Source organism: Lacihabitans sp. LS3-19 (assembly GCF_024343575.1).
In the GTDB taxonomy this organism is placed as follows: domain Bacteria; phylum Bacteroidota; class Bacteroidia; order Cytophagales; family Spirosomataceae; genus Leadbetterella.
In genome coordinates this window covers 556,176-580,598 of record NZ_RJUA01000001.1, presented here as the reverse complement: position 1 = coordinate 580,598, position 24,423 = coordinate 556,176, and the positions used below count along the sequence as shown (strand labels likewise).

27 protein-coding genes are annotated in these 24,423 nt (G+C 35.5%); 4 read left to right on the top strand and 23 right to left on the bottom strand.

The window, feature by feature from the left end:
* The first annotated feature begins 170 nt into the window (after positions 1-170).
* On the top strand, positions 171-1,625 hold the full coding sequence (pyk, locus tag EGI22_RS02320) for a pyruvate kinase (protein ID WP_255066042.1): 1,455 nt from the start codon (positions 171-173) through the stop codon (positions 1,623-1,625).
* Between the two features lie 163 nt (positions 1,626-1,788).
* Complete coding sequence (locus EGI22_RS02315) at positions 1,789-2,811, top strand: hypothetical protein (protein ID WP_255066040.1); 1,023 nt, start codon at positions 1,789-1,791, stop codon at positions 2,809-2,811.
* Positions 2,812-2,849: 38 nt separating this feature from the next.
* Here EGI22_RS02315 and EGI22_RS02310 read toward each other — a convergent pair whose 3' ends face one another.
* The 19 genes from EGI22_RS02310 to EGI22_RS02220 form a co-directional block, all read right to left on the bottom strand.
* Positions 2,850-3,284, bottom strand: coding sequence for an NUDIX domain-containing protein (locus EGI22_RS02310; RefSeq protein ID WP_255066039.1), 435 nt, complete (start codon positions 3,282-3,284; stop codon positions 2,850-2,852).
* Positions 3,285-3,290: 6 nt separating this feature from the next.
* Complete coding sequence (locus EGI22_RS02305; protein WP_255066038.1) at positions 3,291-3,737, bottom strand: hypothetical protein; 447 nt, start codon at positions 3,735-3,737, stop codon at positions 3,291-3,293.
* Between the two features lie 6 nt (positions 3,738-3,743).
* Positions 3,744-4,208 (bottom strand): MarR family winged helix-turn-helix transcriptional regulator, encoded by a 465-nt coding sequence (locus EGI22_RS02300; protein ID WP_255066037.1) that lies wholly within the window; start codon positions 4,206-4,208, stop codon positions 3,744-3,746.
* 90 nt (positions 4,209-4,298) lie between these two features.
* Positions 4,299-4,790, bottom strand: a complete 492-nt coding sequence (locus EGI22_RS02295; RefSeq protein ID WP_255066034.1) for a penicillin-binding protein activator LpoB — start codon at positions 4,788-4,790, stop codon at positions 4,299-4,301.
* A gap of 4 nt (positions 4,791-4,794) precedes the next feature.
* Entirely contained in the window at positions 4,795-6,126 is a 1,332-nt protein-coding gene (gene rseP / locus EGI22_RS02290) for an RIP metalloprotease RseP (RefSeq protein WP_255066033.1), read from the bottom strand.
* 239 nt (positions 6,127-6,365) lie between these two features.
* Positions 6,366-7,118: a succinate dehydrogenase/fumarate reductase iron-sulfur subunit gene (locus tag EGI22_RS02285; protein ID WP_255066070.1), complete on the bottom strand. Its 753-nt coding sequence runs from the start codon at positions 7,116-7,118 to the stop codon at positions 6,366-6,368.
* 36 nt (positions 7,119-7,154) lie between these two features.
* Positions 7,155-9,143 carry a fumarate reductase/succinate dehydrogenase flavoprotein subunit gene (locus EGI22_RS02280; RefSeq protein ID WP_255066031.1) on the bottom strand — a complete coding sequence of 663 codons (1,989 nt, stop codon included), beginning with the start codon at positions 9,141-9,143 and terminating at the stop codon, positions 7,155-7,157.
* A 13-nt stretch (positions 9,144-9,156) separates the two neighbouring features.
* Complete coding sequence (locus EGI22_RS02275; RefSeq protein ID WP_255066030.1) at positions 9,157-9,936, bottom strand: succinate dehydrogenase cytochrome b subunit; 780 nt, start codon at positions 9,934-9,936, stop codon at positions 9,157-9,159.
* A 239-nt stretch (positions 9,937-10,175) separates the two neighbouring features.
* On the bottom strand, positions 10,176-11,447 hold the full coding sequence (gene serS / locus EGI22_RS02270) for a serine--tRNA ligase (RefSeq protein ID WP_255066029.1): 1,272 nt from the start codon (positions 11,445-11,447) through the stop codon (positions 10,176-10,178).
* Positions 11,435-11,878, bottom strand: coding sequence for a DinB family protein (locus EGI22_RS02265; protein WP_255066027.1), 444 nt, complete (start codon positions 11,876-11,878; stop codon positions 11,435-11,437). The genes serS and EGI22_RS02265 overlap by 13 nt, the downstream gene beginning before the upstream one ends.
* Before the next feature lie 3 nt (positions 11,879-11,881).
* Complete coding sequence (locus EGI22_RS02260) at positions 11,882-13,210, bottom strand: aspartate kinase (RefSeq protein WP_255066025.1); 1,329 nt, start codon at positions 13,208-13,210, stop codon at positions 11,882-11,884.
* A gap of 70 nt (positions 13,211-13,280) precedes the next feature.
* Entirely contained in the window at positions 13,281-13,760 is a 480-nt protein-coding gene (ribH, locus tag EGI22_RS02255) for a 6,7-dimethyl-8-ribityllumazine synthase (protein ID WP_255066024.1), read from the bottom strand.
* Positions 13,761-13,847: 87 nt separating this feature from the next.
* The gene (locus tag EGI22_RS02250) at positions 13,848-14,543 is read right to left on the bottom strand and encodes a tetratricopeptide repeat protein (RefSeq protein ID WP_255066022.1); all 696 of its coding nucleotides are present in this window, start codon (positions 14,541-14,543) and stop codon (positions 13,848-13,850) included.
* Positions 14,544-14,667: 124 nt separating this feature from the next.
* Positions 14,668-15,687, bottom strand: a complete 1,020-nt coding sequence (gene pdhA, locus EGI22_RS02245) for a pyruvate dehydrogenase (acetyl-transferring) E1 component subunit alpha (protein ID WP_255066021.1) — start codon at positions 15,685-15,687, stop codon at positions 14,668-14,670.
* A gap of 47 nt (positions 15,688-15,734) precedes the next feature.
* Entirely contained in the window at positions 15,735-16,019 is a 285-nt protein-coding gene (locus tag EGI22_RS02240; RefSeq protein ID WP_255066020.1) for a 4a-hydroxytetrahydrobiopterin dehydratase, read from the bottom strand.
* Positions 16,016-16,690, bottom strand: a complete 675-nt coding sequence (locus EGI22_RS02235) for a hypothetical protein (protein ID WP_255066019.1) — start codon at positions 16,688-16,690, stop codon at positions 16,016-16,018. The genes EGI22_RS02240 and EGI22_RS02235 overlap by 4 nt, the downstream gene beginning before the upstream one ends.
* Positions 16,681-17,415, bottom strand: coding sequence for a hypothetical protein (locus EGI22_RS02230; RefSeq protein WP_255066018.1), 735 nt, complete (start codon positions 17,413-17,415; stop codon positions 16,681-16,683). Before EGI22_RS02230 ends, EGI22_RS02235 begins: the two co-directional genes overlap by 10 nt.
* 14 nt (positions 17,416-17,429) lie before the next feature.
* Complete coding sequence (locus tag EGI22_RS02225) at positions 17,430-18,191, bottom strand: hypothetical protein (protein WP_255066017.1); 762 nt, start codon at positions 18,189-18,191, stop codon at positions 17,430-17,432.
* Entirely contained in the window at positions 18,188-18,520 is a 333-nt protein-coding gene (locus tag EGI22_RS02220; protein ID WP_255066016.1) for a PadR family transcriptional regulator, read from the bottom strand. Before EGI22_RS02220 ends, EGI22_RS02225 begins: the two co-directional genes overlap by 4 nt.
* Positions 18,521-18,670: 150 nt before the next feature.
* Here EGI22_RS02220 and EGI22_RS02215 point away from each other — a divergent pair, with 150 nt between their 5' ends.
* Positions 18,671-19,774 carry a DNA replication and repair protein RecF gene (locus EGI22_RS02215; RefSeq protein WP_310588110.1) on the top strand — a complete coding sequence of 368 codons (1,104 nt, stop codon included), beginning with the start codon at positions 18,671-18,673 and terminating at the stop codon, positions 19,772-19,774.
* Between the two features lie 100 nt (positions 19,775-19,874).
* Here the strand turns inward: EGI22_RS02215 and EGI22_RS02210 are convergent, their stop codons facing one another.
* The 3 genes from EGI22_RS02210 to EGI22_RS02200 are packed head-to-tail and all read right to left on the bottom strand — an operon-like array spanning position 19,875 to position 23,066.
* Positions 19,875-20,657: an SDR family oxidoreductase gene (locus tag EGI22_RS02210; protein ID WP_255066015.1), complete on the bottom strand. Its 783-nt coding sequence runs from the start codon at positions 20,655-20,657 to the stop codon at positions 19,875-19,877.
* Between the two features lie 18 nt (positions 20,658-20,675).
* The gene (locus tag EGI22_RS02205) at positions 20,676-22,238 is read right to left on the bottom strand and encodes an aldehyde dehydrogenase (NADP(+)) (RefSeq protein ID WP_255066014.1); all 1,563 of its coding nucleotides are present in this window, start codon (positions 22,236-22,238) and stop codon (positions 20,676-20,678) included.
* Positions 22,239-23,066, bottom strand: a complete 828-nt coding sequence (locus EGI22_RS02200; RefSeq protein ID WP_255066013.1) for a fumarylacetoacetate hydrolase family protein — start codon at positions 23,064-23,066, stop codon at positions 22,239-22,241.
* A 90-nt stretch (positions 23,067-23,156) separates the two neighbouring features.
* Here EGI22_RS02200 and idi point away from each other — a divergent pair, with 90 nt between their 5' ends.
* The gene (idi, locus tag EGI22_RS02195) at positions 23,157-23,669 is read left to right on the top strand and encodes an isopentenyl-diphosphate Delta-isomerase (RefSeq protein ID WP_255066012.1); all 513 of its coding nucleotides are present in this window, start codon (positions 23,157-23,159) and stop codon (positions 23,667-23,669) included.
* A gap of 5 nt (positions 23,670-23,674) precedes the next feature.
* Here idi and EGI22_RS02190 read toward each other — a convergent pair whose 3' ends face one another.
* Entirely contained in the window at positions 23,675-24,343 is a 669-nt protein-coding gene (locus tag EGI22_RS02190; protein WP_255066011.1) for a DUF2461 domain-containing protein, read from the bottom strand.
* Positions 24,344-24,423: the final 80 nt, after the last annotated feature.

Below are 24,423 nucleotides of genomic sequence, written 5' to 3'. Positions count from 1 at the left end.
GTCACCAAAACCAAAAAAAGAATAATATGCTAACCTTTTACCAACAAACTGAAATTTTATTCTGATAGTCTAAACTAATATTTTTATTTTTGCATCGTGATTACGCCAAAAAACCGAATTTCGTATTTTTTTGATGGAATTTGGTCTCTTTTTTAAAAATTAATCTATTTATGAATAAAAGAACAAAAATTGTAGCTACGGTAGGGCCGGCTTCAGAAAGCGAAGAAATGTTAGTAGCCCTAGCTCAAGCTGGAGTAAATGTGTTTCGTTTGAATTTCTCGCATGGTACACACGAAGACCATAAACTAAGAATCGAAAAAATAAGAAAAATAAATGCTGAATACGGCTTTAACTGTGCTATTCTTCAAGACTTACAGGGTCCGAAGATTAGGGTTGGAGAAATGGTAGGCGGAAACGCTGGAGTAGAACTTATAGGTGGAAATCAATTTGTTTTTACAAATGAAGATATAGTTGGAAATGCTGAAAGAGCCAGCACACCTTACAAAGGAATGTTCCAGGATGTTAGTCTTGGTGACAGAATATTGATGGATGATGGTAAGTTGGAAGTAAAAGTAGTAGCTGTAGATAAAGAAAAGCAAGAAGTAATCACTGAAGTAGTTTATGGTGGATTACTAAAGCAGAAAAAAGGAGTAAACCTTCCTAACACAAATATCTCTCAGCCATCAGTAACTGATAAAGACTGGGCAGATTTAGATTTCGGTTTAGCTAATGATGTGGATTGGATCGCCTTGTCTTTTGTTAGAACTGCAAAAGAGATTCTTGACATTAAAGAATATATAAAATCAAAAGGATCTCTCGCCAAAGTAATTGCCAAAGTTGAAAAGCCTGAGGCAATTACAAATATGGATGAGATAATTGAGGCTACTGATGCTGTAATGGTTGCTAGAGGAGACCTGGGTGTTGAAATGCCAGCGGAAGAAGTTCCAATTATACAGAAAATATTAATACACAAATGTCATTTGGCAGCGAAGCCAGTAATCGTAGCTACCCAAATGTTGGAGAGTATGATAGAAAGCCCAAGCCCAACAAGAGCTGAAGTAGGTGACGTAGCAAATGCAGTTTTAGATGGAGCAGATGCCGTTATGCTAAGTGCAGAGAGTGCTTCAGGTAAATACCCGATTCTTTCGGTAGAAACTATGGCCAAAACCATAGCACATGTAGAAAAACATGGAGACCCTACAAGATTGTATTTCCGTCATCATACAAGAGTAAGTATGCCAGAATACCAATCAAAAGACAAGGACAATGACAATGTAATAATGGTTGGTTGTAGATTAGCCAGAGACCTTGATGTAAGTGCTCTAATAGGAATAACATCTTCAGGCTATACCGCTGTTAGACTTTCTCATCATAGGCCTAAAGCAAATATCTATATTTTCACATCAAACCCAAAACTGATTACTCAGTTGAGTCTTTATTGGGGCGTAGAAGTATTTTCTCTAGATAAAATACATTCTGCAAATGCTGCAGATATGTTAGAGGCAGCCAATACTTATTTAGTAGAGAAGGGCTTGTTACAAAAAGGAGATAAATATATAAATACTATGAGCTTCCCGCTTACAGAGACAAACAGGACAAATACAGTTAGATTGGGAATAGTATAATTCACTGATATTAAAAACCTTTAAACCCTCTTTAAATCAAATTTGAAGAGGGTTTTTCATTAAAAACAAATTACCATCTCCGCTATAAAACTCATTAACATTTTGTTAATAAACCACAAAGCATCTTTCTGCATCTAAAAGGTAAATTTAAACATTTACAATTATGAGAGCTTTAGTGATTTTTTTAGGGATGATCTTATTTGGAGCTACAAGTTTTGCTCAATATGATTATAACAATACTTACAATGGACCAGATCGTTATTTTTATAACGAAGATTTTGACTGGCGTTGGGATGTAAGAGTTAGAATATCCGATGGGATGAACACTGGCCAACTAACCAATAGAGAAGCTAAAAGACTATACAACCAACTCGAGCAAATTGAACGTAAAGAGTATGCTTTTCAAGCTGACGGATATTTCAGTGCTTTTGAGCAAGACGAAATCTGGAATGATGTAACTTACTTGAATAGAATGATTGGAATAGAGCTAACCGACTGGGATCGTACCTACTATGGTTATAGTGTCCGCGGATTAGCTTACAGAGGGTATTCTCCTTGGTATACTGGTTCAAGTTATGATTTTTACAGATTCGACAGAAGAGGATATGGAAGTATTTCAATAGGATACAGCCCTAGAGTGTTTTTCCCTCACAATCATGTATACTATAACAATAGAAGCTATTCGAGCAATTGGAATAATAGAAATGATTCTAAGAGAAATGATAGAGGCGGAGATTATAATCGCAATAATTCTTGGAACAACAATTCAAAAAATAATAGAACTTGGGGAAACGATAAAAACAACAATCGTGATTATAATAATCGTAGCTATGGAGGAACCTTAAATAATTCAAATAGAAGTGATAACAAGCAAGGCTCAAGCAGAGGAAACCAATCATCAACCTACGGCAATCAACAAGGAAAGTCGAACAATGGTTGGAATCAAGGAAACAAGTCTAGCAGAAATAACACTCCGAATATTTCATCTCAAAGGAATTCAGGCAGAAATGAAGCCCCTCAGACCTCTAATAGAAGTCAAGGATCAAATAAAAGAGAAGAAATAATGACCCCGAGGACTTCTCCAAATAAATCGAACACATCGACAAGAAACCAAACAAGTACTCAAGAAAACAGACCTAATAGAGGAAATGCAAACGATTCAAGGAGAGGAAATAACCAATTTTAAGAATTAAAAAGAGAAGCGGCAAAAATCGCTTCTTTTTTTTAATACCAAGGTTGTGAAATTTCACCTAAAAAAACTTCGGATTCAATATTTTTAAGTAACTTATTCTGGATTTCTATTCCTATATTAGGATAAAGATTTACAATATTTAAAGTTTCAATAGGTTGCCATTTAAACTCTAAAGCACTTGTTTCTTTTGCATTTAGCTTTGGTGTTCCACTTAAAATATCTGAGGTAAAAATACAGTGTAATGTATCTTTATCATTTTTATGAACTTCACAAACAAACAAAAGTTCATCAACAGTAATTTTCAAGCTCAGTTCTTCTTCTAGCTCTCTCACTAAAGCCTCCTCTAGTCTTTCGCCAAACTCAAGATTACCTCCAGGTATCGCAAATATTTCTGTATTGTTGTAATTATATTTTAATGTTAGCATCTTATTGTCAGCAACAATAATCGCACAAGGTCTAATATTCATAAGGCTCTATTTTGAAAAGTTATAACCTATTCCGAGATTGGACCTAAAAACTCCAATATCAAAATTTCGACCCGCATAAGGCGAAATCTCAAAGGCTATTTGTACTCTTTTATATTTCTCGAAAGGCATCACACGAACACCAAAATTTATAAAATACCCTTCAAGAATATTGTTGTTCTCTATTAAGTTCAAATAATTGAGTTTTGCACCAAAACCCAAATAAGTCAAAGATTTTGGCGTTTTTTTTACTGTAAATTCAGGCGAAATATCAGTGCTAAGTGATGAGAAGTAAGAATTGGTCTGCAACTTTACATCTAACCAAACTGTTTTGGAAGGATTGCTACTAATACCTAATACAGAATTAAATGGGTAATAAACTACACTTTGTGCCTGTGATACATTACTCCACGAGAAAATTAGAAAAGTTAGTAATATTTTATTCCAAACTGTCATGTTACATTAATCAAATTCGGGTATGGGCATATATTTGGCACCCGAGGTGGTATTTTCTACAATGTCGTTTATCTGAGTTACAACATCAAAAAATGTCTTTAGTTGCTCTTTTGAGAGTGATTCGTTTATTTTTTTATTAAATTCAATAACACCTAACCTGGCAAAATTTCTTTTTTCTTTTCCCAAATCAGTCAAAAATACATTCACAAATCGTTTATCTTGAGGATTAATCTCTCTATATATCCATCCTTTTTCTTCTAAAGACTTTAACATTCTGGTCAAGCTCCTAGGCTCCATGCCAATAGATGGGCCTATTTTAGTTGCAGGCGTTCCTTTTTCTAAATCAATATTTAGCAAAACATAACCGATAGACATTGTCATATCTTCACTTGCAGCATACACATTATACATACGCGATATAGCATGCCAAACCCATTTTATGTGAAAATCTATGGTTTGCTCTTTTTTCATTCTGACGTATCGGTTTTATAAAACATTCTTGCAAAACTAAGCATTTTTAATATTATGCAAGCATACTATAACCAATTTTCTAAATGAGAATTAAAAAGGCCAGGTAGAAATTCGAGTCTTAGTATTATAGACAACTGTCTTTTTTTGAGAAGGATATATAATATTTACAAGGTTAGTTTGGTCTTCAAACAACTCTTGCATAATAGCATTATAAAGTGTAAAACCTTTGATTTCCTGACAATCAAATATTTCTAAATAAATCCATGTGGCTTCACTTTCCTTTTCTTTTCCATAGAACTTCCCAAACTTAACTTCTTTTTCTGGAGAGACTAAAGCAAGATTTTTTCTGATATATTGCTCAATCAAAGGATCTACTTCTGATTCAGGATCTTCCATTCTAACTAGTTTTCCTTTATTAAAATTAGTAAGAGCAGTTTCCAAATCATCTGTAAAAACCCTCACAGATAATTCTAATGATTTAGACTTGGGATTGAAATTAATCTCAGTAAGGGAAGTATGAAAATCATGCTTTAGGCTTGAAAAATTACAAAATATCAATATAATTAAAAAAGCCCTAAGCATATTTTTAGAACATTAGTTTTATGGTATCATTGAAGAGTACATAAACCATTAACGCCAATAAAATAAATGTGCCGACTTGCTGAGTTCGTTCCATAAATTTCTCGGAAGGCTTGCGGCCACTGATCATTTCATAGAGCAAAACTATCACATGTCCACCATCCAAGGCTGGTATCGGCAATGCGTTCATGAAAGCTAAAGCCATAGAAAGCAATCCAGTTAAACTCCAAAATAATTCCCAATCCCATTTAGGAGAGAACATTTGAGCTAAACCTACTGGCCCTGTCAGTGCATTTTTAGGAGAAATATGTCCCTTAAAAATTCGGGCAAACCCATTGATTTGTTGAGGAATTATACTCAATGCTTCTAAAGAACCAACTTTAAAAGCCTCAGGGAACGAATATTTGGCTTTAGTAGAAACTAGCAAACTTTTTGGATAGAATCCGATAGTGGAATCAGCAGTAACAACTGGAAAAATCTTTAACAACGTACCCTTTCTCTCAATTTCAAGTTCAATTTTCTTATTTGCTTCTTTTTTAATAAGTGGTTGAATCTGCTGGTAATAAGTAATCGGAGTTCCATTTATTCCAACTATTTTATCATCTACTCTTAAACCTGACTTTTCAGCAGGCATACCTTTTGAAACACTTTTAACAGCAAAAGGCATCATTGGCTCTAAAAATAAGTTTCTTTGAGCTACTTTATCAATCATCTCATTCGGCACAGGAATATCTAATTCTGAACCATCTCTTGCTACGGTAAGTAAAAGATTCTCATTGGTAATTGACCCACGCAACTCACTCATAGTTTTATAGTCTTTCCCATTGATTTTCAAAACTTTATCACCAGTTTTTAAACCTATTTTCTCAGCCAATGGATAAGCAAACATTCCCCTTTTATTAATTTCAGCTTTCGTGTAGTCTTCATCACCCCACACAAACTTTACACCTGTGAAAATTATTATTCCCAAAATTACATTGACAATAATTCCTCCCAACATTACCAATAATCTCTGCCAAGCCGGCTTTGCTCTAAACTCCCAAGGTTCTGGGGTAGCTGAAAGTTGCGAAGCATCTTTGGTTTCGTCTATCATACCTGCTATATCAACATAGCCACCCAAAGGAAACCAACCTAAACCATATTCAGTATCGCCTTTTTTTCTCTTCCAAAGGGCGAAATTCAGAACATTAGGTAAAGGAAAAAGAAAATCAAAGAAGATATAAAACTTGTTAACTCTAATGTTGAAGATTCTTGCAAAAATAAAATGCCCAAATTCGTGTAATCCAACTAAAATTGTAAGTGCCAGCAAAAGCTGAGCGGCCATAATTAATCCTTCCATATTTTATCGGCTAAGCCTAATAGTTTGTCTTTTCTTTGTGAAACACAAAAATCGTTATAAAAATTAGATACAAAAAGTTAAACGAACTTAAAATACTCAAAATGTCCTATTTTTATAAAAAAAGGCATAAAAAAACACCCAAACCGGAAACCGACTTGGGTGTCACGCTACTAAATCCACACAACTTTGATGCAAAGTTAAAAAACTTTTTCAATGTTGCAACATATATTTTTGATTTTTTAAAGTTCTTGACTGCTAATACTAGCACCTAAAAATTCCCTATTTAATCTTGCAATGTTATCTAAAGAAATTTCTTTTGGACATTCAGCCGCACAAGCACCTGTATTAGTGCATGCACCAAATCCTTCACTGTCCATTTGAGCTACCATATTCAATGCTCTTACCTCTCTTTCAGGTTGGCCTTGGGGCAATAACGCTAGCTGCGAAACTTTTGCCGAAACAAAAAGCATGGCAGAGGCGTTTTTACACGCTGCTACACAAGCTCCACAACCAATACAAGCTGCTGCTGCAAAAGCCATATCCGCTTTATCTTTTCCAATAGGCAAATTGTTTGCATCTTGAGCATTACCAGTATTGACTGATACAAAACCTCCAGAAGCAATAACACGATCCATTGCTGTACGGTCAACAACTAAGTCTTTGATAACCGGAAAAGCTGAAGCTCTCCAAGGTTCCACAACGATTGTATCTCCGTCTTTAAAGCTCCTCATATGAAGCTGACAGGTGGTAACACCCTTCAGTGGTCCGTGAGGCTGGCCATTTATATACATCGAACACATACCACAGATACCTTCGCGGCAATCATGGTCAAATGCTATCGGTTCTTTATTGTCCTGAACAAGTTGCTCATTTAGCACATCAAACATCTCCAAAAACGACATATCGGGAGAGACGTGATCTACGGTATAATTCTCCAAATGACCGCTTGAATTAGCATTTTTTTGCTTCCAAACTTTCAACTTTATGGTCATATCTCCTTTACTCATGATTCAAAAATTTTGAAATAATTATTTATAGTTACGTTGAGCTATTTTGATATTCTCATATTTAAGCTCCTCTTTGTGTAATTCCCACTGGTTTTCGGCTTTATATTCCCAAGCCGCTACGTACATGAAGTTCTCATCATCTCTCATTGCCTCACCTCCATCCTCTTGATATTCCTCTCTGAAGTGGCCTCCACAAGATTCTTTACGGTCAAGAGCGTCAATACACATCAACTCGCCTAGTTCTATAAAATCAGCCACTCTACCAGCCTTATCTAACTCAGGGTTAAATCCTTCTGCATCACCTAAAACTCTCAAATCACTCCAGAACTCTTTCTTAAGGGCTTGGATTTCAGAAATTGCTTCAAGTAACCCTTTTTCATTACGAGCCATACCACACTTCTCCCACATGATTTTTCCTAAACGCTTATGGAATGACTCAGGTGATTGTTTTCCTTTAATAGCCAACAATTTTTCAATACGCTCTTTGGTAGCTTTTTCAGCCTCCACAAAAGCTTCGTTGTCAGTTGGAATCGGTTTCGTTTTTATTTCTTGTGACAAATAAGCACCGATGGTATATGGAATAACAAAATATCCATCAGAAAGCCCCTGCATCAAAGCTGAAGCCCCAAGTCTGTTGGCTCCATGATCAGAGAAATTAGCTTCCCCGAGACAATAAAGACCAGGAACCGTAGTCATTAAGTTATAATCAACCCAAACACCACCCATAGTATAGTGAACAGCAGGATAAATCATCATTGGCACTTCGTAAGGATCTTCCCCAGTGATTTGTTTGTACATATCAAACAAATTACCATATTCTTCTTTTACTACTTCTTTTCCAAGACGTGTAAGAGTTTCTATATCTGGATTTTCTATACCGTGCTTTGTTGCTTCAGCTCTACCATATTTGTTGATTAGATTATATTTAAAATCTAAATAAACAGCCATTTTTGTAGCACCTACACCATAGCCCGCATCACATCTTTCTTTTGCTGCTCTGGAAGCGATATCTCTAGGTACAAGGTTACCAAATGCAGGGTAACGACGCTCTAGGTAATAATCTCTTTCTTCTTCAGGAATATCATTGGCAGCTCTTTTATCGTCTTTTTGTTTTGGCACCCAGATACGACCATCGTTTCTTAAAGATTCTGACATCAATGTCAGCTTAGACTGATGATCTCCAGAAACAGGAATACAAGTAGGGTGTATTTGTGTAAAACATGGATTGGCGAAAAACGCACCTTGTTTGTGTGCTTTCCAAGCAGCGGTAACATTGCTTCCCATTGCATTGGTTGATAAATAAAATACATTACCGTATCCGCCAGTACAAAGCAAAACTGCATGACCGAAATGTCTTTCAAGTTCACCAGTTACTAAGTTTCTTGCAATGATTCCTCTTGCCTTTCCGTCTATTTTGACTACATCAAGCATTTCGTGTCTTGAGTAATTTACTACAGAACCTTTTCCAATTTGTCTTTCAAGTGCAGAATAAGCTCCTAAAAGCAATTGTTGACCAGTTTGTCCAGCAGCATAAAACGTACGCTGAACTTGGGTACCGCCAAAAGAACGGTTACGCAACATACCACCATAATCACGAGCAAAAGGTACGCCTTGGGCTACGCATTGATCGATGATATTTGCCGAAACTTCAGCAAGACGATGCACATTTCCCTCACGAGAACGGTAGTCACCACCTTTGATGGTATCATAAAACAAACGATAAGTAGAGTCACCATCGTTTTGATAATTTTTTGCTGCATTTATACCTCCCTGAGCGGCAATTGAGTGTGCTCTGCGAGGGGAATCTTGAAAACAGAAAGTCTTTACTTTGTAACCCATCTCAGCTAAAGATGCCGCAGCAGAAGCACCAGCAAGGCCAGTACCAACTACAATCACCTCAAGACTTCTCTTATTTGCAGGATTTACTAAAGGGATAGAAGATTTATATTTTGTCCATTTTTCGGCTATTGGGCCCTCAGGTACTTTAGCGTCAAGTTTGAATGTATCCATGATTAAGCTGAAATTATTTAATGAAATAAAAATAAATTGGCATAGCTGCATATCCTATCGGAATCAGAATGGCAAAAATCCATACTCCAATGTTTTTTACCAATGGGGTATATTTTGGGTGACTCCATCCCAGTGTTTGGAATGCACTTTGAAAACCATGAATCAAGTGAAACGAAACCGCAAACATGGCCAAAACATAAAACAAAACCAATAAAATATTTTGGAAAGAATAAGATACAACTCCATAAAGGTCTTTTACTATTACGGTTCTAGTACCTGCTTCTTCATTGAATGTCTCTATTTTCTTTACTTCTTGCGTATAGCTGTCATCCAAATAGGTAGTGCTTATTTGACCAGTACTTACTTGTTCTGTGTATTGTACATAAGGCAAGTGCTCATTGTGGTATCTGTACCAAAAATCACTCATGTGAACTACTAGATACACCAGCAAAATAGTTCCCATTACCGCCATGTTTCTACTAAAAACGGAAGATGAGTTTCTAACCACGGCATACCCAATTGGGCGTGACTGACGATTTTTGTAAGTAATATACAATCCCCAGAATGCATGAAACAAAATCAAGGCGTAGTTTACATAAGAAACTATCTTGATCAATGGAAAGGTCGTCATAAAAACTGCGTAGTTATTAAATGCATAACCACCGTCGTTTTTAAACAATTGCAAGTTTCCTATCAAATGCACCACCAAAAAGGTACATAAAAACAAGCCAGTAAGAGCCATTAGGAGCTTTTTACCGATGGAGCTTGTCAAAGTTTTTGTTATCCAAGACATATTATAAATTAATTTTTTGATGTTAGTAAATACTTAGAAAAATCCAATTTACTTTCGAGTGTCAAATCTAAGGCAGAAACGGTTTAGAATCAATATAAATATAAAAAAAATATTTAAAATCCTTTAGATAAAACTCTTGAATAAATCAAAATAATACATGTTTATATGTAAACAATATTAGAATAATTATGTTTTAAAATTTCAAAAAAAAGCCCCTAAAATAATTTAGAGGCTTCATTTTAATTTATTAATTCAAATCCGCAGAAGGCTTGCAATACTTTTGGTACTCTTATCCCTTCAGCCGATTGGTTGTTTTCCAAAATAGCTGCCAAAATTCTAGGCAAAGCCAAAGCCGAGCCATTTAAAGTATGTAAAAGTCTTGTTTTACCATCTACTTTATATCTCAATTTTAGTCTGTTAGCTTGATAAGCTTCAAAGTTAGAAACCGAACTAACCTCTAGCCATCTGCCTTGTGCAGCAGAAAATACTTCAAAGTCAAATGTAAGTGCAGCCGTAAAGCTCATATCTCCTCCACAAAGTCTTAAAATCCTGTAAGGTAATTCTAGCTTAGTTAATAGACCTTTTACATGTTCAACCATTTCTTCCAAAGCTTGATAAGATTCTTCTGGCTTCCGGATCTGAACAATCTCCACCTTATCAAACTGGTGAAGTCTATTTAACCCACGAACATGAGCTCCCCAGCTTCCTGCTTCTCTTCTAAAGCAAGGCGTGTATGCTACGTTTTTTGCAGGCAATTCGGCATCAGAAAGTATTACATCGCGATACATATTGGTAACCGGCACCTCAGCAGTAGGTATTAAATACAAATCATCGGCTGTAGCGTAGTACATTTGTCCTTCTTTGTCAGGCAATTGACCTGTTCCGAAACCCGAAGCAGCATTGATAACTATTGGTGGTTGAACTTCAAAATAACCCGCAGCCTCTGCTTCATTCAAAAAGAAATTAATCAATGCTCTCTGGATTTTTGCACCTTTACCTTTGTAAAAAGGAAAGCCTGCACCAGAAACTTTATTTCCTAATTCAAAATCTATAATGTCGTATTTTTTGATAAGTTCCCAGTGCGGTTGGGCATCGCCTGCCAATGTCGGAATTTCGCCTGCAGAAAAAATATTAAGATTCTCTTCTGGTGTTCTACCTGGAGGCACACTTTCATGAGGCAAATTAGGTAATGTCACCATTATTTCCTGTAGGCTTACCTCTAAAGCTTTCAGTTGCTCTTCTAATTCTTTCGAAGTTGTTTTTAATTCAGCCGTTTTACCTTTTATGGCTTCAGCTTCTTCCTTTTTACCTTCTTTCATCAAACCTCCAATCTCTTTAGCTAGGTTATTTGCCTGAGCCAAAGTATTGTCAAGTTGGAGTTGTGTATCTTTTCTGTTTTGATCTAAATCTAAAACCTGCTCAACAGTTTCGGCGGCGTTTTTAAAATATTTACGCTCTAAACCTGCGATAGTCAAGTCTTTGTTTTCTTTGATGAAATTTAGTTGTAACATAATATTCTTCTATGATAATTAATTTGTCCTAAATGATAGTTAAGGTGTCCAACAAGATGAATCAAAAAGTAATCGGTTTTCATCTCGAATCCAAATACATTGTCGGGGTAAATTTGCTCAAAAACTTTTGAATCTAAATTGGTAATAACTGTCTTTACCATTTTTGTGGTTTCTTCAAGAGCATTAATCAAATCTTCTTTTGAAACTTTATCAGTAAATTCAGTAGGTCTATTTCTGATATACCCTGTATTTCCTAAAATAGCTCCAATGTAATTGTTCAAATTTCCAATTATATGTGAACAAAGATTTCCTGCCGAATTGCTAATTCCTTCAGAAACCAGCCACAAATTGGCCTCATCATTGTATAATTCGATTTCCTTTTTTAAACGAATCAAATCTTTTTCAAAAACTTCAGCAAGTGATTTTTGCATGATTTAAAATTTAAAAAGCCCTTCATTCAAAGCCTCCAAAGCCTTACTTTTGTCTTTAGTGTCAACCAAAATAGACATATTGTGCTCAGATGCTCCGTAAGCAATCATTCTGACTGGAATATCTATTAGTGCATCAATTACATTTTTTGCTATGCCTGCTTTATCCGCCATGAAATTACCTACAATACAAATAATGCTTTGATTGTAATCATGAGGTTCTAAATCAGCAAATTGACTTAGTTCTTCTGTGATTAGATCTAAATTTTCGGGATTGTCTATAGTTACTGCCACTGAAACCTCAGAAGTAGTAATCATATCCACAGGTGTTTTGTATTTTTCAAAAACCTCAAAAACTCTTCTCAAAAATCCATATGCATTCAGCATTCTGGTAGAATGAATATAAATGGCTGTGATGTTATCTTTAGCTGCTATTGCTGTTATTTCGTTTACATTTTTAACATTAGAGGTAATCAAAGTACCTGGTGCATTTGGTTCCATTGTGTTTTTCAGTCTTACAGGCACTCCACGCATTTTAGCTGGTGTAATAGTACTCGGATGCAAGATTTTAGCACCAAAATAAGCCAATTCTGCTGCCTCCTCAAAACTCAATTCACGCACAGGAAATGTTCTTTTTACAATCCTCGGGTCGTTGTTGTGCATTCCATCTATATCTGTCCAAATCTGGATTTCTTCAGAGCGAGTAGCTCCGCCAATAAGCGAGGCTGTATAATCAGAACCTCCTCTTTTAAGATTATCCACTTCACCACGAGGGTTTCTGCAAATAAAACCTTGAGTCACTATTATTTGCTTATCTGATTGCTGAGAAAGCAAGTTGTTTAGCTTTTCCTCAATAGTGGCTAACTCAGGTTCGTTATCTGCATCTATCCTCATAAAATCAAGTGCTGGTATCAAAACCACATTATCTCCTGCTTCTTCCATATAAGCCGAGAAAATCTGGGTAGAAAGTAACTCGCCTTGTGCCACAAGTTCTTTATCTTGCTTTAATGTAAAAGGACTAATGTTGACCAAAGAACCTATAAAATCAAATTCTTTTTTTATTATTTTTTGACCTTTAGCTTTTCCTTCAGCGGTAGTGTATAGCTCTTCAATAAATGCTTGGTAATGAGCTTTTAGTTTTGTAATTACTGCATGGGCTTGGTCACTTTCATTTTGCTTTATCGCCTCACCTATTTCCAATAAACTATTTGTAGTCCCAGATAAGGCAGACAAAACCACTATTTTCCTTGTTTTATCTTCAATTACAAGGTTCCTTATCGACTTCATTCTTTCTGGCTTCCCAACAGATGTTCCGCCAAACTTCCAAACTTGCATATATTTTTTTATGTTATATTTTATTCGTTATACTTTGTCTTTAGCGTTTTTACTAAGTTTTAAAATGAAGTTATTGTAATCCCAGCATCTTTATTGCCGTTATCGCCGCTTCATCTCCTTTATTTCCATGCTTTCCACCTGCCCTATCCGCGGCTTGCTGATGTGTGTTTGGGGTTAGTACTCCAAAAATTATAGGTTTATTGTATTTCAATGAAACTTCTGTAAGTCCTCCAGCCACAGCATGGTTGATGTAGTCGTTGTGTTTTGTTTCACCTTGAATCACACATCCAATTGCTATAACAGCATCTATTTCATCTTTTTGGGCAAATACTTGTGCACCGTAACTTAGTTCGTAACTTCCAGGTACATATACTTTCAAAACATTTGCTTCTTTAGCTCCATACTTTAATAGGGTATCTATGGCTCCTTGGGCAAGAGGCTCAGTAATATCATCGTTCCATTCGGCTACTAGTACGACAAATTTTTTCCAGCTAATATCTGGTAGGTTTTCTGTTTTGAAAATACTTAAATTCTTATGAGCAGATGACATAGAAATTGGAATTATTAGTTTTTTTTGCACAAAAAAAGGATAAACCAATATGGCTTATCCCTTTGATTATCTTTATTTCAATCTTGGTTATTCGCCACTTTCAGTTTCCAATCTCGATTTGTATTTTTTCGCCAACAATGCTTCAGTACCTGTAGGATATTTGTCAACTAAGTCAGCATATACTGAAATAGCCTCTTTGGATTTCTTAGCCTCAGTATATGCTCCTGCCAACTTCATCATATATGCTGGTGTTGCAAATTTGTTAGGTTTGAAATCTACTGCTTTCTCATAATATTTGATTGCATCTTCAACTTTCTTAGTTTCCATATAACAATCTCCGATTAAGCTGTAAGCTCTTCCTTGCAAAACTTGATCATCCGCAGAAAACTTATCTAATCTTTCGATAGCCTCGGCATATTTAGCTTCTTTCATATAAGCTATACCAGCATAAAGATTGGCTAATTTACCAGCTTTAGTGCTGCCATAGTTGTCAGCCACCGAAAGTAAACCCTCATTTCCTCCTTGGCCTTTAAGTGCTTTGCTCAAAGAATCAGACTCAAATGAGAAAACTGCGTCATATATTGCAGCCTGAGCTTCTTTTTCTTGTGTGTCGTTGTAATATTTGTATCCGAAATACAAAGCAACTAAACCAATAATACCCGCTCCTATATAGGTAAGTAGTTTTGAATTCTTCTCTAGAAGTCCTTCATATTTAAAAAACTCTTTCTTAAGAGCTTCTGAATTCTCTATAATATCAATACCAGAATTGTCTTTTTTAGCCATTTTGCTGTTGTTCAAAATTTTTGGAGTGCAAATTTATGAAAATGATTTATAAGATTTATACTATTTCAATTAAAAAATGTGCCAAAAATGAGCACAATAAAAAAAAAGACCGAAAATCGGTCTTTTATTCTCTTAAAAAAGGATAGTCTTTCTGAACATATATATCTTCAAATGCCTCCTCTGGCTTTGGCCAAGGCGACTCTTCAGCAAATTTTACTGCTTCGTCTACTTGAACTTTAATTTTTGCGTCAATAGCATTAAGTTCTTCTTCAGTAGCCAATTTTTGCGTTAAAATCCTATCTTTTATTAATTCGATAGGGTCTCTTTGCTTCCATTCAGCAACTTCCTCTTTGGTGCGATACTTCTGAGGATCAGACATTGAGTGTCCTCTATATCTATATGTTTTAAATTCTAAAAATGTTGGCCCATCTCCTTTTCTAGCTCTATCCGCTGCTCTGCCTACAGCTTCATGTACGATTTCTACATCCATAGCATCAACAGGCTCGGCTGGCATATCGTAAGCTTCGGCAAGGGTATATAGTTCTCTAACATTAGATGTTCTTTCTACTGAAGTTCCCATGGCATAACCATTGTTTTCTACAACAAATATCGTCGGGATTTTCCAAGTCATGGCCATGTTAAAAGCCTCGTGCAAAGCACCTTGACGCGTAGCACCATCACCAAAATAACAAATACAAAGTTTGCCAGTATTCAAATATTTTTCGGCAAAACCAATACCAGCACCCATAGGAATCTGAGCACCAACTATACCGTGCCCTCCTACAAAACCCACTTCCTTATCAAAAATGTGCATTGAACCTCCTTTTCCTTTAGTAGTACCAGTTGCTTTACCATAAAGCTCAGCCATAATTCTACCTGGATCTGTACCTAATACCAATGGATGACCATGGTCACGATAAGCAGTGATATATTTATCGCCTTTTTCTAGAGCCGAAACTGCTCCTGAAGAACATGCTTCCTGGCCAATATACAAATGGCAAAATCCTCTTATTTTTTGCTGACCATACAATTGGCCTGCTTTTTCTTCAAACTTGCGTTGCAATTGCATAGTTTCATACCAAAAGATGTATTGCTCTTTTGAGTATTTTACCTTTGCTGCTTCTTTCTTTTTGCTGGTTGCCATAAAGTTTTCGCTTAGAATTTTTTGGATTGCAAAAATAAGGATTAAAACTATATCGAAGGAAAAATATTAATAAAATCTACGGCTTTGGCAAAAAAATAGCATTTATCCGAGATATTTTTTTCCTCATGGTTGTTGATACTAATCAAAACTTGACTATGATCAATCACCATTTCGGGATGATGGTTTTGGGTTTCTGCAATCTTAAAAACTTCGTTTGAGAACTTTATCACTTCTTGAAAATCCTTGAACTTGAATTTTTTGCTGAGTAAACCATTTTCGACTTTCCAGTTTTGGCTAAATAGCTCTTGGGTTTGTGTTGATGTTATTTTCATGTTGTTTTAAATGCTTCGGGATATTGAGAACGTAAATTTACGTGAATATTTTTATGTGTTGTAGATTCAGCCCAAACGCCAATTATAAAAAATGTAACTATGGCAGCAAGAAACCATGGCTGATACCAAAAGTACTCTTTATTTTTATCATTAAAAACAATATTGTTAAGATTTAAAAATGAACCGGAAATAGAAATCCAAAAAGGCTGATAGGTTTTTTGGACAAGTTTATGTGTTAGATCTTTTTTCATTTTTTGGAAAAAAATCAATGTATACAAGCCCAAAGGAATAAACACTGAACCAAGAATAACAACTGGATGTATTGATGGGTAAAAAGTAAAAAGCAAATAAAAAAGAACGTAAATCAAAGCAGTATATACAAATTTTGGAATCTTAAAAAACGCAAAGAATTGCTTCCAATATTTTTTTCTACTATCTGAATAAACAGCCATAGCACGCTCCTCCACAAAATCTGAAAAACCAAAAATGCCGAATGCTTTGTATTTGGATAACAACACTTTTTCAAAATCTTGATTAGGAAACTGCTCCAATTCGGTTTCAATAGCAGAAGCCAAATGATCAACCAATTCTACTTGAATATCATAATATTCAACATATTTACTTTTTACAAAAGCCTCTATTTCCTCTATTTGTTTTTGATTTACGGCCATTGGATTTTGGGTTTTAGTTCAGTGAATTTTAGAAAAACTTGAAAAGTTATAATAGATAAAAAACACATTATTAACGAAACAATAAAACTAAATGGGTTCGAAAGATCATTAAAAAGATAGTTTTTGTTAAAAATACTATTGAGCAAATTATTGAAATTTACTATGAAAATTAATAGTGTGTTTTGAGCAATTGCGAGAGATCCTATCTTCATGTTACCTTTCAGTAGTTTTACTCTTTCTTTTATAGCCAATTGGTATTCTGGATAAAACATTTTAATCGAAAACTTTGCTTTTGAAAGGAATAAAATCAGTAGTAAATTAATTAAAATGATTGAAACAGTACCTATGAAGTAGTATTTTCCATATTGCGGAAATTTGTAGAAGACATAGCTAATACAAGCCCAAATTATCAATCTCCACGAAGTAATTTGCTTAAGAAAGGCTTGTTTTTGCATCTTGGAATATGAACTAGAATAGTTCATAACTGCTTCCATTTCATAAGCTTTAATTCCATAATATTCTGTATTTTTTCTCGATAATACCTTTCCTGTAAATTTTTTTCCAGTGATATTGAATGCTGTATAAAAATCCTCCCCATTACCCATTTGAGTTTCAATGTCCGCAATGAAATGGTCTAGCATCTCGTCATAAAACGATCTATATTCAATTTTCCAATCAAGGATATATTTTTCGATTTCCTCTATTTGTTCGGTGGTAAGTTTCATCTAAGATTTTAGAATTAGATTTTTAAAATATTTATATCTTTAAAAAAGAGTTTTGTTTTAGTCAAATAAGCTATAGTAGTTGAAAAAATAAAAGCAAAAAGTGTAACAAAAACAGTCAAACTGATTTTTGAAATTGGAAAGTTTAATAAGGCAAAAAACTCAAAAAAGAGAATAATTGTCAAAATTGAAAAAATAAAAAGTTTAAGGATTGCAATTTTTCTAATTCCAAATCGGGCATCTTTCTTAAAACTAGTATTTAGCAAAAATTTGAAACTTGAGTTTTTAAGACTATCTATCAAGGACGAATTACTAAAAGTTAAAGCCAACAAAAGATAGGATATTCCTATAAAAAATCCACCCAAGAAGCTCCACTTAGAATTTTCAAGAGAAATTATATCAAATTGATTATACAAAAATTTATATTGGACAATTATTACTATAATCCAAAATAAGATTCTTGGACTGAAAAGTTGTTTTAAAATAAACTTAAAATATTCACTTTTTACTTTTTTATCAACCGCGGAATATTGAGAGCTTTCTAAAGCTTTAAGTCCATAAACTCTTGTTATTTCACCCCATGAAACCTTTTCTTCCAGATTTTCAAATTGTTGATGTGTTTCATTGAATGCTGTATGAAAATCAATTCCGTTATCCATTTTGGTTTCTATTTCAGTACAATAGTGGTCAAACATTTCATCGTAAAACTCCTTATAAACTAGATTCCAATCTGAAAAATATCCTTCAATTTCAGCTATTTGAATTTTATTTAATTTCATGATAAACTTAGTTTAGGGTTTAAAATCAAGTTCAAATTTTCGGCAAATGCTTTCAGCTCTGCTATTCTATCTACAGCCACGGCATTGCCTTTTGGTGTGATTTTATAATATTTTCGCACTCTACCATCTACTTTTTCTGTTTCTGCGGTTAAAACTTCTTCTGCCTCCAGCTTGTGTAAAATTGGATACAAGGCACCTTCGGTGATTTGTATATCGTCTTGCGTCAATTCTTTTACCTTTTGGGTTATCTCATAGCCATACATTCGGCCATTATCGTGCAGTAACTTCAATATTATAGTACTTAAACTTCCTTTTAAATGCTGATTCATTAATAAATAAATTTATGCCACAAACATACATAATTTTCTTATGCATCCAAATGTTAGGTATAGTTTTTTTTCTAAAATTCAATTTTACTAAAATAAAATATCACAATGATTCAAAATACCGATTTCAAAATTTAAAGATTCCCTAAGAACTTGAACAAGCCGAAATTCTTCCGCACCTTTGTACACGATATGCATTTAGAAAAACTCCAATTGTCCAATTTCAGAAATTACGAAAACCAATTCTTTGAGTTTTCGGAAGGACTAAACTGTATAGTTGGCAAAAACGGAAGTGGCAAAACCAATCTTTTAGATGCCATTTACTTTTTATCTCTTTGCAAAAGTTCGATACACAGCCAAGATGCCCTGAGCATAAAATTTGACGAAGATTATACGCAAATAGAAGGCCGATTTGGTGAAGAACTCATTACCTGCTCGCTCATTAGAGGTGGCAAAAAGTCATTTTTCTACGATAAAGTACCCTACGAAAAGCTCTCAGAACATATCGGAAAATATCCGGTAGTACTCATTGCTCCAGACGATACCGACCTGATCAGAGACGGAAGTGAGACACGCCGTAAACTTTTTGATGGCATACTTTCGCAAATAGACGCCGACTATCTGAAACTTTATCTGTCTTATAACAAGTCTCTTGACCAAAGAAATAGTCTTCTGAAACAGTTTGCTGAGCATAATTATTTCGATGAGGACCTGGTGAGAATTTATTCTGACCAATTGTTGGCCACGGGTAAAAAAATTCATGCTTTTAGAAAGGAATTTGTTGAAACCTTGATTCCACTTTTTAAAAAACATTATGATGAAATATCTGATGGTAGAGAGGAGGTAAACATAGTTTATACCTCAGACTGGTTTGATCAAAATTTCGAAGAAGCTTTTCATAAGTCCATTGGAACTGACCTTGCTGCCCAAAGAACCACCAAAGGCATTCATAAAGATGATTTTGAGTTTTGGATGGAAGAAAAACCCGTCAAAAAATTCGGTTCACAAGGCCAAAAAAAGTCCTTTATCATGGCCATCCGAATGGCTCAGTTTGATATTTTGACCCAAACCAAAAACCAAAAACCCATACTCCTACTCGATGACATTTTTGATAAACTTGATGAAAAACGTATTCAGAAACTGGTAGAAATGGTGGATGCTGGCGTATTTGGACAGGTATTTTTGACTGACGCCAGACCTAATCGAACAAAGGAATTGTTGAAAAATATAAGTGTTAAGTTTGTGGAAATTGTATGAGGAAATTGTGTTGATTGTGGGGACACAAACAACTGCCAAATTGTGTTGATTGTGAGGACACAAACAACTGTCACACAATCAATGGCAACACAATCAATGGTTATAGAAGTGCTCTGTCCAAATGTACATAACCGCCATCAACGTGAATCAATTGACCAGTAGTGTGGCTAGAGCGATTTGACATTAGAAAAACCACCATATTAGCTAATTCTTCCGTGCTTGTCATTCGCTTTCCTAATGGTATTCTTTGGTTTATCTTTTCTAAAACCTCCACTTGATTTGGCATTGCAGCTAACCAATCTTTATACATTGGCGTAAGGCATTCAGCCACAATTACAGAGTTTACCCTTATTCCGTATTTTAATAATTCAACCGCCCACTCTCTCGTTAGTGCATTTCTTGCACCATTTGCTGCCGCATATCCAGAAGTGCCGCCTTGACCTGTTTCAGCTACTTTCGAACTGATATTTACTATTGACCCTTTTGTAATTTTTAAAGCTGGCAGAGCATAATGAGCCAGCAAATAATAATGCACAGTATTTTTATGATAGGATGACAGAAAACCTTCATATGTACCGTTTTCTAAGCTTACGCCATCATTTGAGCCTGCATTGTTTACTAAACCGTGAATAGTACCAAACCGCTCCATTACCAAATCAATAGCTTTTTTGCATTGATCAGGATCTGTAAGTTCAACCTCAACAGTAAAACCAAAACCTCCCGCAGCCATTATTTTCTCCAATGCCAATGCATTGTCATTTTCATTATTTCCAACAATTACCGGAAAAGCTCCCTCTAATGCCAATTGATTTACAATGCCTTCGCCTATTCCTTTGGCACCTCCAGATACTATTATTACTTTTTCTTTTAAGTTGAGATTCATATTAGTCTTTTGAAAAGTTTATTTTTCAAGATTTCCATTCACCTTTCTCCAAATCCCCAAAGAATTTTCGTTTTGCAGTTCTGCCGGTAACAAAGTATCGGGCATGTCTTGAAAACAAACTGGACGCGTAAATCTAGTTATGGCCATTGTGCCAACCGATGTGCTTCGGCTATCTGTGGTCGCTGGAAACGGCCCTCCGTGCACCATAGCGTGCGTAACTTCAACACCTGTAGGGAATCCGTTAAATATCAACCTGCCTACTTTTTGCTCTAACAATTCTATAAGATCGGCGTATTCGGCCAACTCGTCTGGCGAACCAAAAACAGAGGCGGTCAAATGTCCTGACATCGTACGAGCAACTTCTAACATCTCAGCTTTTGAGCTCGCCTCCACCACCAAACTTGATGGACCAAAAACCTCTTCTTTTAAGGCATCGTTGTCATTAAATGTCTGATAATCTGCTTTAAAAATCACAGGCTGAGCAGCAGTAAAACCTTCCGATTTTTTACCAAAATTGACAACTTTGGCATATTTCTGAAATTCTTCCACACCTTTATGGTAAACGGATTGTATACCCTTATTGAGCATGTTTCCGCCAACGGCATCTACAGATACTGATTCTAGTTTTCCCACAAAATCATCATTTTTTTCTATTACCAAAAGCCCTGGATTGGTGCAAAATTGGCCAACACCCAATGTTACAGAATTCATATAAGCCGATGCCAAAGAATCGCCTTTTTCTTGCAAAGTTTTTGGCAAGATGAAAACTGGATTTATACTTCCCATTTCAGCGTAAACCGGTATGGGTTCAGGTCTTGCAGCGGCAGCATCAAAAAGCGATTTCCCCCCTCTGAACGAACCCGTAAATCCTATGGCCTTAATCAGTGGATGTTTTACAAGTGCTTGTCCAATTTCGATACTATCATCAAAAACCAATGAGAATACCCCATCTGGCATATTGGTTTTTTCGGCTGCGGCCAATATGGCCCTACCAATCAACTCTGAAGTACCCAAGTGCGAGGGGTGGCCTTTAAAAACTACTGGACACCCAGCAGCTAATGCCGAAGTAGTGTCTCCACCAGCTACAGAAAATGCCAAAGGGAAATTACTTGCTCCAAATACACCAACTGGACCCAATGGTCTTTCCATTGCTCTAAGGTCGCACTTTGGTAGCGGCTGCCTGTCTGGCTGGGCGGTATCCACTATGGCATTGACCCATGAACCTTCTTTTAACAGACTTGCAAATAACCTCAATTGTCCACAAGTACGACCTCTTTCGCCTTGAGCTCTGCCCATTGGCAACGCACTCTCGGCTACATATCTTTCTATTAATTCGTCTCCAAGAGCTTCTATTTCTGTTGCGACGGCTTCAAGAAACTGAGCTTTTTCTGCACCTGATTTTTTTCTGTAAATTGCAAAAGCAGCATTGGCTTTATGAACAGCCAAGTCGAGTTCACTTAATGTAGCTTTAAAAAAAAGTGGGCCGATTGGCTCACCCGAAGCGGGATTAATAGCCTGAATTCCGACTGTACCTTCTGAGGATTCTGTGTTTCCGATTAAATTTTTTCCTAGCACTTGCATTTATTCAACTGTATTTATAAGTGTTCCTATTGATTCTATACTAATTTTAACTATATCGCCACTGATCATGGTGAAGTCATCTGGCGGTACTGTACCTGTGCCGGTCATTAAAAAACATCCTTGCGGAAAACTACACTCTCTAGTCAGAAATTCAACTAATTCGGGTAACTCTCGCTTCATTTGAGACAATTTTGTGCCTCCTGAAAACACTGTTTTTTCTCCTCTAAGAATTTCAACAGAAATAAAAACTTCTTTACTTATGGGCTCCTTAAAAACAGCAATACAAGGGCCAATAGCGGCACTTTTGTCGTAACTTTTAGCTTGCGGAAGATAAAGAGGATTTTCGCCTTCTATGTCTCTAGAACTTACATCATTGCCAATGGTATAACCGGCTATCTGGTTTTGATTGTTTACAAAAAGCGTTAGCTCTGGCTCAGGCACATTCCATTTGGAATCTTTTCTGATTCGGATATTTTCTAAATGACCGACCGTCCTGGCGGCAGTTGCTTTGAAAAATATTTCTGGTCGGTCTGCATCATACACTCTGTCATAAAAATCGCCTCCTCCGGCATCTTTTGACTCTTCCATTCGGGCAGTTTTACTGCGTAAATAAGTTACACCTGAAGCCCAGATTTCCTGAGAAACAATGGGAGCCAAAAGAGTGGACTCATCTAATCCTGCTACAATTGGAGCAGTTTTGATTTGTTCGGACAAAAAAGAAAATAAATCAGGTTGATTAATAAACGAATCCCAGCTAAAATCTGAAATTTGATAGAACTTGGCTTCGTTTTCAACAATAATTCCTTTGGTAGTATTGTATATTTTCACGGGTTGATTTTTTGGCAATTTAGCAAATTTTTAATTATTCGAAACACTTAAAGCTAAGATTGTGTTAACATTTAAACGCAAACTATTAGAATGTCGCTAATTATAAATATCCCCCTTGTAGATGATCAAGATAATATCATTGGACATGCCGAAAAATTGGATGTGCATGTAAGAGGATTACTTCATCGGGCTTTTTCTATTTTGGTGTTTAATGAAAAAAAAGAAATCCTAATTCACCAAAGAGCTTTCAGCAAATACCACTCTCCAGGTCTTTGGACCAACACCTGTTGCGGGCATCCGAATGAGGGTGAAAGCATGGAATCAGCAGTACATCGTAGATTGTTTGAAGAAATGGGTTTTGATTGTGACCTTAAGTATTCTTTTACATTTAGATACCTCGCAAAATTCGACAATGGTCTGACTGAGAATGAAATAGACCACGTTTATACGGGAGAATATAATGAAGATTTTACGGTTAACCCTGATGAAGTGGCAGATTATAAATGGCTTTCAAAATCAGAAATAATAAATCAGATAGCCGAAAATCCTGAGAATTTCACGGTTTGGTTTAGGGAAATAATGAAAAAGGATTTTAATTTTTAAAGAATTTAATTTCTATTCAAAAAATCCCCCAACGGCTTTAATGTTTTAAAAACATTGGCTGCAGTATCTAAGAAATCATCTTTCATAATTTCTTTGTCTGAAACTTTGTGAGTAGCTAAGAAACTTTTTAATTTTAGCAATTCAATATGCTTGTGATCTTCTGGATATCCTTTAGGCATTTTCTTTAGTTTTTCGCCTTCAATTTCCCCAAAAACATTTCTGAAATCAGGATTTTCGAGAATTTCCACCAAGTCATTTCCATTATAATCTATCTCTTGTCTAATTCCTTTGAGCCAATCTCCCTGTGGAAGGTAGGCTCCACCAGCCAACATGGTTTCGCCAGATTCAATATGAATATAATATCCTGACCGTGAATGAATATCTGATTTGGTATTAGCTGCTGTGATGTGAGCTCCGAAATGTGTTTTGTATGGTGACTTATCTTTTGAAAACCTCACATCTCTGTATATTCTAAAAACACAATCCTTGGCTTTGTGTTGAGCTATCGAAGGATCAAAAACGGCTATTTTTGCAATAAGTGCATCTATAAAGCTTTCAAAATCTGCTTTAGCTTCTTCGAAACGTTTTTTGTTTTCCAAAAACCACTCTCTGTTATTATTTGCTTTTAAGTCTTTTAAAAAACTTATGATTTCAGGAGAAATGTTATTTTTCATTTCAAAAGTTTAAGAATCATAAAAAAGTAAATTTTATGCAATTTAATAACATAAAAAAAGCAAAAACTGTTTTTCTAAAA